13 protein-coding genes are annotated in these 12,957 nt (G+C 37.6%); 1 reads left to right on the plus strand and 12 read right to left on the minus strand.

Annotated elements, in window-relative coordinates; genetic code table 11:
* The first annotated feature begins 99 nt into the window (after positions 1–99).
* Positions 100–1,779, plus strand: coding sequence for an SUMF1/EgtB/PvdO family nonheme iron enzyme (locus KYH19_RS18065; RefSeq protein ID WP_219076117.1), 1,680 nt, complete (start codon positions 100–102; stop codon positions 1,777–1,779).
* Between the two features lie 326 nt (positions 1,780–2,105).
* Here KYH19_RS18065 and KYH19_RS18070 read toward each other — a convergent pair whose 3' ends face one another.
* From KYH19_RS18070 to KYH19_RS18125, 12 genes are all read right to left on the minus strand, one after another.
* The gene (locus KYH19_RS18070) at positions 2,106–2,606 is read right to left on the minus strand and encodes an acetyl-CoA carboxylase biotin carboxyl carrier protein subunit (RefSeq protein ID WP_219076118.1); all 501 of its coding nucleotides are present in this window, start codon (positions 2,604–2,606) and stop codon (positions 2,106–2,108) included.
* 4 nt (positions 2,607–2,610) lie between these two features.
* Positions 2,611–3,195, minus strand: a complete 585-nt coding sequence (locus KYH19_RS18075) for a DUF4159 domain-containing protein (RefSeq protein WP_227256210.1) — start codon at positions 3,193–3,195, stop codon at positions 2,611–2,613.
* 119 nt (positions 3,196–3,314) lie between these two features.
* Entirely contained in the window at positions 3,315–4,019 is a 705-nt protein-coding gene (locus KYH19_RS18080) for a 16S rRNA (uracil(1498)-N(3))-methyltransferase (RefSeq protein ID WP_219076119.1), read from the minus strand.
* Positions 4,020–4,027: 8 nt separating this feature from the next.
* On the minus strand, positions 4,028–5,452 hold the full coding sequence (locus KYH19_RS18085) for a hemolysin family protein (protein WP_227256211.1): 1,425 nt from the start codon (positions 5,450–5,452) through the stop codon (positions 4,028–4,030).
* A complete protein-coding gene (locus KYH19_RS18090) occupies positions 5,452–6,003 on the minus strand; it encodes an inorganic diphosphatase (RefSeq protein ID WP_193421207.1) in 552 nt (183 codons plus the stop codon). The genes KYH19_RS18085 and KYH19_RS18090 overlap by 1 nt, the downstream gene beginning before the upstream one ends.
* A gap of 2 nt (positions 6,004–6,005) precedes the next feature.
* Entirely contained in the window at positions 6,006–6,665 is a 660-nt protein-coding gene (locus KYH19_RS18095; RefSeq protein WP_121284272.1) for a DedA family protein, read from the minus strand.
* A 47-nt stretch (positions 6,666–6,712) separates the two neighbouring features.
* Positions 6,713–8,083 carry an NADH-quinone oxidoreductase subunit N gene (locus KYH19_RS18100; protein ID WP_219076120.1) on the minus strand — a complete coding sequence of 457 codons (1,371 nt, stop codon included), beginning with the start codon at positions 8,081–8,083 and terminating at the stop codon, positions 6,713–6,715.
* A gap of 3 nt (positions 8,084–8,086) precedes the next feature.
* The gene (locus KYH19_RS18105) at positions 8,087–9,550 is read right to left on the minus strand and encodes a NuoM family protein (RefSeq protein ID WP_219076121.1); all 1,464 of its coding nucleotides are present in this window, start codon (positions 9,548–9,550) and stop codon (positions 8,087–8,089) included.
* Positions 9,551–9,570: 20 nt separating this feature from the next.
* Positions 9,571–11,472 carry an NADH-quinone oxidoreductase subunit L gene (gene nuoL / locus KYH19_RS18110; protein WP_370630253.1) on the minus strand — a complete coding sequence of 634 codons (1,902 nt, stop codon included), beginning with the start codon at positions 11,470–11,472 and terminating at the stop codon, positions 9,571–9,573.
* Positions 11,473–11,485: 13 nt separating this feature from the next.
* Positions 11,486–11,815 (minus strand): NADH-quinone oxidoreductase subunit NuoK, encoded by a 330-nt coding sequence (gene nuoK / locus KYH19_RS18115; protein WP_025146334.1) that lies wholly within the window; start codon positions 11,813–11,815, stop codon positions 11,486–11,488.
* A complete protein-coding gene (locus KYH19_RS18120; protein ID WP_055908796.1) occupies positions 11,815–12,318 on the minus strand; it encodes an NADH-quinone oxidoreductase subunit J in 504 nt (167 codons plus the stop codon). Before KYH19_RS18120 ends, nuoK begins: the two co-directional genes overlap by 1 nt.
* Positions 12,319–12,451: 133 nt before the next feature.
* On the minus strand, positions 12,452–12,955 hold the full coding sequence (locus KYH19_RS18125) for an NADH-quinone oxidoreductase subunit I (protein WP_025146332.1): 504 nt from the start codon (positions 12,953–12,955) through the stop codon (positions 12,452–12,454).
* Positions 12,956–12,957 lie beyond the last annotated feature (2 nt).

Raw genomic sequence — 12,957 nt, forward strand, 5'->3', positions numbered from 1 at the left:
TAATCAATATTTTATTCTCATATTATTTATATATTCATTTATAATTGTTTAATTTTATCGATTGAATCCCTCTAGGGATGATATTCTCCGATATACTATATGAAAAAACTATTACTATATTCTTTTACTTGTTTATCGTTAGCCGCCTTGCTTTCGGGTTGTAGCTCAAAAAGCGAGAGTTCTAGCAAAACAGGTATTCCTTATGCCAATAGGAAAAGTAAAAACAACCAATCTGGTGCTTTTGCTGTGGCTACCCAATATAAAAGAGCACCAGGGCCTGGTTTGATTCCAATTGAAGGCGGGGTTTTAGTTGTTGGTGGTAGTGCCATCGATGTGCCAGGTGTTGAGCCAAATATTTACAATTATAAAAGACAGGTTACTGTTCCATCCTTTTACATGGATGAAACTGAAGTATCGAATACCGATTGGTTAGAATACTTACACTGGATCAGATACAACTATCCTGAAGATCGTGAGTTTTATTACAATGAGCTTCCTGATACTTTAGTATGGCGCCGTGCATTATCTTATAACGAACCTTACGTAGATAATTACCTAAGGCACCCGGCTTACCGTGACTATCCTGTTGTAGGTGTTTCATGGGAGCAGGCATCACGTTATTGTGAGTGGAGAACTTCAAGAGCCAACGAATTTATTCTACGCGAAAAAGGAATCTTAACTGATTATAAAACTTTAGCTGGTAACGGAAAAGGGAATGCCGCTACTACAGCTGCAGCGGCTCCAAAACCAGACAAACCTTTTAATACTGATGCTTATTTAAATGGCCAGTATGCTGACAAAGGCAAAAATGCACCGATCGATTATAATACTAAATCAGGTGCTGCTACAGCAACTGCCGGAGCAGCGACAGCCGCAACAGGCGGAAGAAATAACCAACCGAGACGAACTGCAACGCTTGAAGATGGTGTAATTATGCAACCTTACCGCTTACCAACAGAAGCAGAATGGGAATATGCTGCTTTAGGTTTAATTGGGAATACTGAATACGAGAATATCAATCAGAATAAAATCTACCCTTGGAATGGTTTAGGTGTTAGTTCTGCTAAAAAGAAAACCAGAGGTATGATTCAGGCCAACTTTAAAAGAGCTCCTGGTGATTATATGGGTGTTGGCGGTTCGCTAAACGATAAAGGAGATTTAACCGTTCCGGTTATTCAATACACACCAAACGATTTCGGCTTATATAATATGGCAGGAAACGTGAATGAATGGGTGAATGATGTTTACAGAACAGCAACATTTACTGATGCGGATGCCTTTAACCCTTACCGAGGTAATTATTTCACCAATAAAAAGTTAGAAGATTCTCAAAGCGGTAAAATTGCATTAGATAAATATGGGAATCCGATTAAGGAAAATGCTTACGCTGGAAGAAAACAAACCTGGGCCGAAAAACAGGCACAAGCGAAGCGTTCTGATTCGATTTCAAAATCAACTGATCCACAATCTCCAGTAGCCTCAACCAGTTATCAAGCCGATCAAAGAGGTTATCGTGACAGACAAAATACTTTACTTAATGAAGAAGGTGTAACGCTTGTAAACGATAAATCAAGAGTTTATAAAGGTGGCTCCTGGAATGATATGGCTTATTGGTTAAACCCGGCAACCCGTCGCTTTATGCAACAGGATGAATCATCTGCTGAAGTCGGCTTCCGTTGTGCGATGACCATGCTTGGTGCTCCAGAAATTAATACTGTCGGCAAAAGAAGTTTTAAAAATCCTCCTCAAAAACCTTACAGGGTAAGTAGAGGTAAATAAAAAAGAAAAGTTCCGGATAAAATCGGGACTTTTTTTGTGGTTTTATATTTTGTTAGATAATTTAAGTTTGACGGATCGTCATCTCGATCCGATAGCTATCGGATGGAGCGCAGCGGAATGGAGAGATCTATCTAGACAGATTAGCTTCGCTGAGCACTTGTGGTTCTCGACTGCGTTGCACTCCACTCCTCTTCTTTTATTTAGACGGATCGTCATGCTGAATTTATTTCAGCATCTTTCCTGCTTAAAAGACCCTAAAGTAAATCCGATAGCTATCGGATTAGGGTGACAACGCTACTTAATACCTTCGTGATAAAAACACGTAGCTACCTAAACTGAACCAAAATCTGGTTCTTCTCTACTTTATCTCCCTGTTTAATCAAGATCTTTTTAACCACCCCATCTGTTGATGATTTTAAAATATTTTCCATTTTCATGGCTTCCAGCACCAAAAGGTTATCGCCTTTCTTTACTTCAGCGTTTTCTTCAACCAAAACTTTAAGTACTAGACCAGGCATAGGTGCTTTAATTTCTGAAACTTTATTAGCCGCTAAATTATCCAGACCAAGTTGTTTTAATAAAACATCAAACTGATCTTCAATGCTGATCTGATAAATATTACCATTAACCTTTATTTTACAGGTTTTATTTGCTTTGTTTAGCTCAACCAGCTCTGTATTAAAAGATTTATTCTGGTATAAAACATGCGTACTATTATTCGCAATTGAACTCAGATCGAGTTGAACCTGTTCTCCATTTACAAAAAAAGCTGAATCCTTATTCTCAACCTCAAATAAAAACTGATTGTTTACTTTTACTTTATACATAAGCTTATTGAGTTAAAGCATACTGAACTAAATTAGCGCCCATTTTAAGTGCTTTTGTCCGCGTTTCCTGAGTATCCTCAGGATAAGTACCAAAGTCTTCCCAACCATTGCCCAAATCGCACTCATAGGTGTAATAACAAACAACTCTTCCCTTGTAAATCAAAGCAAATCCTTGCGGACGTTTATTATCATGCTCATGGATTTTTGGCAAGCCTCCCGGAAACTTAAACTTCTGATTATAAATGGCGTGATTGGCAGGTAATTCGACAAAACTAAGTTCCGGAAATACCTTTTTCATCTGTGGTCTGATAAATTTGTCTAAACCATAGTTATCGTCTATATGAAGAAATCCTCCACCAGTGAGGTATTGTCTTAAATTTTTGATTTCCTGATCACTAAAAACGACGTTTCCGTGGCCAGTCATATAAATAAAGGGATAATTGAAAATCTCTTTTGAGCCTACTTCTACGATGCTTTCTTCAGCATAAAAATTAGTCTTCAGATTAGTATTACAGTATGCAATTAAATTGGGCAAAGCTGTTCTGTCTGCATACCAGTCGCCACCGCCGCTATACTTTAATTTTGCCATACGGTAAGTAGGTGGAATGAAAGCGAAAAACACAAAGCTGAAAGCTAAAAGACCAAAGCTTAAAGACCAAAGCTGAAACCTGGAAAACAGAAAACTAAATACTGAAAACTTCAAATTGATTATCGGTTAAGGTAATTGATTTCAAAACAAACAGATAAAGCAGCAGTTTCTGTGCGTAATCTGTTATCACCTAAAGTTAATGCTTTAAAGCCTTTGTTCAAAGCCAAATTAACTTCATCAGGTGTGAAATCCCCTTCGGGACCGATAAGAACTAAATATTTTTGATGAGGAGTTACAAGATTGGAAATATATTGCTTCTCACCGTTATCAATGCAATGGGCTATTAATTGCTCACCATCAAAAGGAACTTTTAAAAAAGTATCTAAAGAAACAGCATCATTTAATTTTGGATGATAAGCTTTTATCGACTGTTTTACGGCAGAAGTAATCACTTTGTTTAAGCGGTCCTCTTTAATTACCCTACGCTCCGACCGATCGGTAATAATTGGCGTAACCTCATCAATGCCCAATTCTGTGGCTTTTTCTAAAAACCATTCTATCCGATCAATATTTTTTGTAGGAGCAACGGCAATATGCAGATAGTGGTTTCTTTTATGAAACTCAGTTTCTACTTTTAAAATGGATAAAGAAACCTTTTTTGGATTATCGGAGGTGATTTCAGCAGTGTAAAAGCCACCTTTACCATCAACTAAGTTAACAATTGAGCCAGTAGTAAGGCGAAGTACCCTAATGCAATGTTTGCTCTCTTCTTCGTTTAGGGTGTAAGTATTGTGGGTTATATCTGGTGTATAAAAAATATGCATAGTTGAAATTAATGATTATCAACCATATCTGCTTTATTGATTACCAATTCTAATTTAATGGTTTCGATGTTCTGTTCTGTCTTTTTAAGGATGGTAAACAGATAACCGTAAGATTCATTACTTTCACCTACCTCGGGAATACGTTCGAAGACGTGAGAAACCAATCCACCAACCGTATCAAAATCTTCATCCTCTGGTAAATCGTGAGGCAAATGTTCATTTACATCATATACAGTAGCGAAAGCATTTACGATAAATTCATTATCAGAAACCTTTTCTACCAGTGGTTTTTCTTCGTCATATTCATCCTGTATTTCTCCTACAAGTTCTTCTACAATATCTTCTAAGGTAACCATACCCGCTGTACCGCCAAACTCATCTAATACAATAGCAATCTGTATACGATTGCTTTGCAATTCGCTCATCAGATCGTTAATCTTTTTAGTTTCTGTAACGAAATAAGGTTTACGTATGATATCATTTAATGTCCAGTGCTGGTTACCTGCTGCAACCAATGGTAAAATGTCTTTTGCATGGATAATCCCGACAATTTTATCCATAATCTCATCATAAACAGGTAAACGCGAATAGCCTTCTTTAATGATGGTATCAATTACTTCCTCTTTTGGAGAAGTGAGTTCAATACCCGAAATCTTGGTTCTAGGTACCATGATATTCTTAACCACGCGCTCATTAAAATCGAATACGTTTTTAATCAGCTCATGTTCATTATTATCTAATGCACCGCTTTCTTTACCCTGATCGAGCAGGTAATGTAATTCTTCAGTGCTGTGAATTGATTCGTGACCACCTGAGGTATCGATACCGAAAGGTTTAAGGATTATTGCAGCCAAACTGTTCAGTGTCCAAATTGCAGGCCGCAATACTACGTAAAATATCTGAAGGGGAATGGCAACGAAAAGCGTTGTTGCCACTGGTCTTTGGATAGCGAACGATTTCGGAGCAAGCTCACCAAATACAATGTGCATAATGGTAATGAGCGAAAAAGCAACGATTGTTGATGAGGTATGGATGGAAGCATCGCTTAAGCCCCATTGTAAACTATCGAAAAGATTTTTAAAGATAGTATGCATAACGCCTTCACCTACCCAACCAAGGCCAAGAGATGCAAGCGTTATACCTAGCTGTGTGGCGGCCAGATATCCGTCGAGATTATGAATAATCCCTTTGGCCATTTTGCCAACACGGCTGCCTGTTTTTGCCTTAATCTCGATTTGTGATGCGCGGACTTTTACAATTGCAAACTCTGCAGCAACAAAAAAACCATTAAGTAACACCAAAAATAATGCAAAGAACAATCGCCAGCCAACAGAACCTGTATCAGGTTCTTGTAAAGCAACCAAAACTACGTTTGTGGGCAGGATTGCACTTAACTCAAAATTTAAAAACAAACATACCGTGGGTAAATCCATTAAGCCAATTCTCTAAATGTTGTGTTATAAAGTTCTATGCTTTCTTTAATTACTTTATGCGCATAACGAACACCAAGTAAATGTTCGATAGTTACATTTTTATCTTCTAATGCTTTATAATCCTGAAAGAAACGAACAATCTCTTTCATTTGATGAGGAGGCAATTCATCTAAATCGTTGATGTAATTTACAGACATATCGTGAGCAGCTACAGCAATGATTTTATCATCCTGTTCTCCATTATCAACCATGTGCATTACACCTACTACTTTAGCCTCAATCAATGTCATTGGATATACATCCACTGAGCAAAGCACTAAAATATCTAATGGATCTTTATCATCACAATAAGTTTGTGGGATAAAGCCATAATTTGCAGGATACATTACTGACGAAAAAAGAACCCTATCCAATTTAATCAGACCTGATTCTTTATCTATTTCGTATTTTGCTTTTGAACCTTTTGGAATTTCAATAATTGCATTTACAATCTCTGGAAGGTTTGAACCAGGAGATACGCTATGCCACGCGTGATGATCGTCTTTCGCCATTTTTAATTTAAATCTGTTTTATCCTCTTCAGGGCCACTTACTACTTTACTTTTTACAAAGGTAATTAATAATGGTATAGTTGTAATAAGGATAAAGCCAATAATAATATATAATAAATAATCGTTTATTTCTTTTTCAAATCTTCTGCCTAAAAAATAACCCAGCAAAGTTAAGGAACAGATCCAAAGTACCCCACCTAAGATATTATATAAAGCAAATTTTTTGAAGTCTAGTTTTACAACACCAGCAAAAATCGGTGCAAAAGTTCTAACAATTGGTACAAATCTTCCCATTATTAATGCAAAGGCACCTTGTTTTTGATAATACTCCTTTGCAGCTTTTAAATATCTCTTCTTAAAAAAGAAACTGTCTTTTCTGGTGTATAATACCGGGCCAGTTTTCCGACCGAACCAATAGCCGGTAAAATTCCCAGAAATAGCCGCTATGCATAAACCAGCCAAGAGTACCGCAATGTTCACATCAAGCTTACCTGTCGCCACAAACATTCCCGCTAAAAACAATAAATAATCACCGGGAAGAAAAAAACCAAAAAACAGGCCAGTTTCTGCATAGATAACGAATACGACTAGATAGAATCCGCCTTCCCTCAATAATTTCTCGGGATCAAGTAGCTGATGCAGGTTATTCCAAAAATCGTGCATATTCAATTATTCGTAAAACTACAAATAATTATTAAACAACAGCATACCTATATCAGGTTTAAAATAATTGCAGGATAAATACCCAAAACTAATGTAATTGCAACAGAAACCAATAAAACCACTTTGTACTGTGCCGGGGTTGAAAGTTCTGTTTCTGCACCGTCTTTAAACCACATGGCTACAATTACCCTAAAATAATAATAGAAGCCAACCAGTGCATTTAAAATCGCAAATGCAACAAGAAGGGTTTTATATTCGGTCATTACATTCAGGAACATTAAATATTTCCCTATAAAGCCCGCAGTAAGCGGAATGCCCGCCAATGAAAGCATGGCTACGGTTAAACATAATGCTACTAATGGATTCCGTTTCGCCAAACCATTGAAATTTTCGAAGCTATCACTACCCGTCTTTTGTTTCACTAATATTAATACCGCAAAAGCGATAATTGATGCGAAAGTATAAGCCGCTGCATAAACCAATACATTATTGCCAGAATTTTTGGTCAGTACAATCAGCGAAAACAACAGGTAACCCGCATGGGAAATACTTGAGTATGCCAACATACGCTTGAAGTTCTTTTGGAACAGAGCAGTTACGTTTCCGATGAATAAAGTTAAACAAACAATCACCATAAGTGGCGCAACCCAAAAATCGTGAAGTGGCGCAAATGCACCAGCAAATAATCGTAAGAATGCAGCGAAGCCAGCAGTTTTAACCACGGTACTCATAAAAGTGGTGATTAAAGACGGCGCACCTTCGTATACATCCGGAGTCCAGAAGTGGAAAGGAGCAGCACCAACCTTGAAACATAAACCAATCATCATCAGGATAACACCAGGATAAAATATTGGAGAAACAGTCTGACTATTTACCAGATAAGCTTGTATTTTATCTAAATCAAATGAGCCTGAAGCGCCATAAATTAAGGTAATACCAAACAACAGAAAGCCTGTTGAGAAAGCACCCATCAGGAAATACTTTAAAGAAGCTTCATTAGAGGCAAAATCCTTTTTACGGATACCCGCCAAGATGTATAAACTCACCGACATGATTTCCAAACCTACAAACAGCATGGCCATATTTTTATAGGATACCATCATAATCATGCCCGCAAGTGCGAAAAGAATTAAGGTATAATATTCGGCTATGTTATCGCTTTTGCTGTGAAAATAGTTCTGTGTTAATAAAAAGATTAAAAGTGTACCGATAATACAGATCCCAGAAAAGGCCAGGGCAAAATTATCCGTCTGCATCATTCCAAAATGAACAGCATTGCCGTTCCAGGCGCAGAAAGTAAACCCCAGTGCAGTAAGTAAGCCAACAACGGTAAGTGGTAGTAATGCTTTATTTGCCTTAAACAAACCTGCATAAAGCACTATAAAAGCTGTTATACTAATGGTTATAATAATATTCATTGCTTAATTTACTGTGTTTAATTTTTGATTTACCTGTTCTAATAAATGTTGTACAGATGCCTCTGTTAAATGCAAAATTGGTTTTGGATAAACACCCAAAACAATAATCAGTGCACAAATGGTATAAAGAACCAATTTTTCAGTTCCTTTAATATCCGTGAAAGTGATGGTTAAGCTATTGGTTTCGCCGAGCATTACATTTTGATACATACGTAACATGTAAACTGCACCGAAGATAATGGTCAAACCAGCGATTGCAGCTGCCCAGATACCATAATTATAAACGCCCATCAGTAATAAAAATTCACCAATAAATCCGTTTGTTCCCGGTAAAGCAACTGTTCCTAACACGATAATTAAAAATGCAATGGCTAATTGAGGTGCTATCTTCGCAATTCCGCCCAACTCTTCAATTTTATTTGTTTTTACCCGGCTAAAGATGATATCTAAAACGAAGAATAAGCCTACTACGTTAATACCATGACTCAACATCTGAACCATAGCGCCCTGCATACCTTGCTGGTTAAAAGCGAAGATACCTGCTGCGATCAATCCAACGTGTGCAATTGATGAATAGGCTACCAAACGTTTCGCATCCTTCTGTGTAAAAGCAATTAGCGAGGCATAAACAATACCAATGATCGATAAAATAATAACTAATTGCCCCCAGTCATGGACTCCTGTTGGTACAATTGGCAATAACCACCTGATTACACCATAAATACCCATTTTCAACATGATACCTGATAACAACATGGTTCCCTGTGCTGGTGCCGCAGTATACGTATCGGGCTGCCAGGTATGGAAAGGAAAAATCGGCATCTTAATGGCAAAAGCGATAAAGAACGCCCAGAAAATCCATCCCTGTTGTACACTATCTAAATTTAAAGCGTAAAAGGCTTGAATATCAAAATTGTGTGCCGGGTTTTGAAGATATAGGTAAATAATACCCATCAACATAAATAATGAACCTGCAATGGTATACACGAAAAATTTCATGTTGATGCGGATACGGTCTTTTCCTCCCCAAATGGCACAGATAAAGTAGATTGGAATTAATGCGGCTTCCCATCCAATATAGAACAAGAAAGCATCCAATGCGGTAAATACCAATAATAAGCCAGTTTGCATAAATAAAATCAGGGCATAAAAAGCAGCCGGATTTTTATACTCATGGTTATAGCTCGATAAGATAATAATCGGTACCAGTAAGTTGGTAAGCAATACCACCAATAGGCTAATGCCATCAATACCTGCGTGGAAATTAATGCCCAGATCAGCAATCCATGGCAGGTTAACCTCAAACTGGGTACTTGCATTTGGAATGAAATTACAGGCGATAACCAAAGCCAGCACCAAAGAAGCCACCGAAAATACGGTAGAAACGATTTTAGCCGACTTACCAGCAAATGCAGTAACAATTGCACCTACAAGCGGAATAAATATAAGTAGTAAAAGTTGTTCCATTATTTAATTTTGAACCCTTTTTATATGTAATAAAATGTATATGCAAGCAATGCGATGATACCAAATACCATCATAAATATATAGAAACCTACGTTTCCACTCTGTAACAAACGTACACCTTTACTGGCTTCGTTTGTGCTCCATCCTAGTCCGTTCACAATTCCATCGATAAATTTATTATCAATGATTCTGTAAAAGAATTTCGACAATGCATCTAAAGGTTTAGTGATGATGAAATCATAAATCTCATCCAGGTAAAATTTATTATAAGATAATTTTGCCAATGGCGAACGTGGCGCTTCATCAGCAACAGGAACGCGTGCTCCCTTTACATATCTGGTGTAAGCAAATAATAAAGCTATTACAGCTGATGCTACCGAAACACCCATTAACGAATATTCTGTAGTATGGCTTAAATCTAATTCGTGTTGTGCAACACCTGCTCCCGCTAGCCAATGTGCTAACCACTCGTTTCCACCAAAAACATGAGGAAGATTAATTGCTCCACCAATTGCAGCAAGTACAGCTAAGATGATTAAAGGTAAAGTCATCGCTGCTGGCGATTCGTGTATGTGGCTTTCCTCGTGATGTGTTCCACGGTATTTACCAGAAAAGGTTAAAAACATCATTCTGAACATGTAAAATGCGGTTAAGAATGCGGTTAATACCCCTACTCCCCATAAAATCGGACTCGCCTGGAAAGCATGTGCTAAAATTTCATCCTTTGAGAAGAAACCCGAGAACGGTGGTAAACCTGCAATAGCAATAGTACCGATCATCATGGTGGCAAAAGTAGTTTTAAGTTTTCCCCTTAATCCACCCATGTGGCGCATATCCTGATCATGGTGCATGGCATGGATAACTGAACCTGCACCCAAGAATAATAAAGCTTTAAAGAATGCATGGGTTAATACATGGAAAAACGAACCTGTATAAGCGCCAACGCCAAGACCCAAAAACATATATCCCAATTGAGACACCGTTGAATAAGCCAATACTTTTTTAATATCAGTTTGTGTTAAGGCGATAATTGCTGCAACTAAAGCAGTTGCTGCACCTACAATGGCAATAATGTGCTGAGTAAGCGGCGCAAGATCGAACAATACGCTTGAACGCGCAATCATATAGATACCAGCGGTAACCATCGTTGCAGCGTGGATTAAAGCTGAAACTGGCGTTGGTCCGGCCATGGCATCTGGCAACCAGGTAAACAATGGCAATTGAGCCGATTTACCACAGGCACCGATAAATAACAAAATGGTGATTAAAACCAGCGTATCATTACCAGGCAACATATTTGCAGCCTGAGGGAAAACTTTAGCAAATTCTACACTACCAAAAGTGGTAAAGATTAAGAATACCCCCAACAAAAAGCCTAAATCACCAATACGGTTCATTACAAAAGCTTTTTTAGCTGCTGATGCATAAGCATTATTGGTATACCAGAAACCGATTAATAAGTATGAGCATAAACCAACACCTTCCCAACCGATGAACATGACAATGTAATTAGAGCCCAATACCAATAAAAGCATAAAGAACACAAAAAGATTCAGATAAGCGAAAAACTTACCAAACCCTGCATCATCATGCATATAGCTGGTGGAATATAAATGGATCAGGAAACCAATTCCAGTGATGATCAAAAGCATGATTGAACTTAATGGATCAACCAGGAAAGATAATGGAATGTGTAATGCGCCTGCACTGATCCAATCGAATAAAAATACTTCGTGAGATCTTTGTGTATCGCCTTGTAAACTAAAGAAAATAACTACGCTGATAATAAAGGAGGTTAAGATTACCCCGCTTCCAATGATGCCAACAAGTCCTTTAGATAAAGAGTTTCTGCCTAGCCCATTAATTACAAATCCTAAAAAAGGAAGTAACGGAACCAACCAAATCAATTGTTCTATTGCCATTCTTATTATATATTTACCACTTAAGGCGATTTAAAACATTAATATCTATCGATTTCGTATTTCTGTAAACCATTACGATGATGGCTAAGCCTACTGCAACCTCTGCAGCTGCCAATGCCATAATGAAAAATACGAAAACCTGTCCGGATGGATCGTTGCTATGAACCGAAAACGCAGTTAAAAGTAAATTAACGGCATTAAGCATCAGCTCAACCGACATAAAAATTACGATGGCATTTCTACGGGTAAGTACACCTATTACGCCAATAGAAAAAATAATGGCACTTAAATAGATGTAGTGATTTAGCGGAACGCCTGCTGCTTGTGTGAATAAATTTTCCATTATGCTTCTACCTCATCTCTTTTAGATAATAAAACGGCTCCAACCATTGCTGCCAATAGTAATAGAGATGACAATTCGAATGGCAATAAGAATGGCCCAAAAAGCTCCTTGCCCAGATTTTCTACCAATCCCAATCCTGGATTTTTCAAAATTAATGGACTGGTAATACTTGCCGATTTTAAAGAACCAATTAAAGTTACTACCAAACACCCACCTGCAATTACGCCTACAATCTTGATCAATGGAGATTTACTTGGTTCGGTTTCGTTGTTCAGGTTAAGCAGCATCAGTACAAAAAGGAAGAGTACCATAATTGCGCCCATGTAAACAATAAAGTTTACTACTGCCAAAAACTGTGCGTTTAAAAGCACATAGTGAACAGTGAAAGTAAAAAAGGTAAGGATTAAGTACAATACACTGTGGATTGGATTTTTTGCAAAAATCACCAGCAGCGAAAAGATGATACTTAATGTGGCTACGAAATAGAATACTTGTGTACTCATTAATTGTTTATTTATTTATGTTCCATGGTTTGTGTCTCCACAAACCATTAATTATCTTTCGTTTCGTGAAGACACGAACCCAGGCCTAATGGCTTTCTTGTTTAGTCCTTCGACAGGCTCAGGATAACAATAATTATTTTTTCATTTCTAATGGTGCTTCTACCAGCTTATCTTTTCCGTAAATAAAATCTTTCCGTAAATAATCAGCAGGTACAATCGGTCCATCTAAGTAAATTGCTTCTTTAGGGCAAGCTTCTTCACATAATCCACAGAAAATACAGCGTAACATATTGATTTCGTAAGTTGCTGCATATTTTTCTTCGCGGTATAAATCTTTCTCCTCAGGTTTGCGTTCAGCGGCAATCATGGTAATGGCTTCAGCAGGACAAGATAAAGCACATAAACCACATGCAGTACAGCGTTCTTTACCATTCTCATCGCGTTTTAGCGAATGCATCCCCCTAAAGTTGGTAGAGAATTCGCGTTCTACTTCAGGATATCTTATAGTAGCCTCTTTTTTAAATAAGTGACTGATGGTAATGCCCATACCTTTAGCAATTGCTGGTAGGTACATCCTTTCCATAAAGCTCAATGGCTTTTGTTCCAGTACTTTTTTCTTATTACTTAATGATTCCATAA

This window comes from Pedobacter sp. D749 (assembly GCF_019317285.1).
GTDB lineage: Bacteria > Bacteroidota > Bacteroidia > Sphingobacteriales > Sphingobacteriaceae > Pedobacter.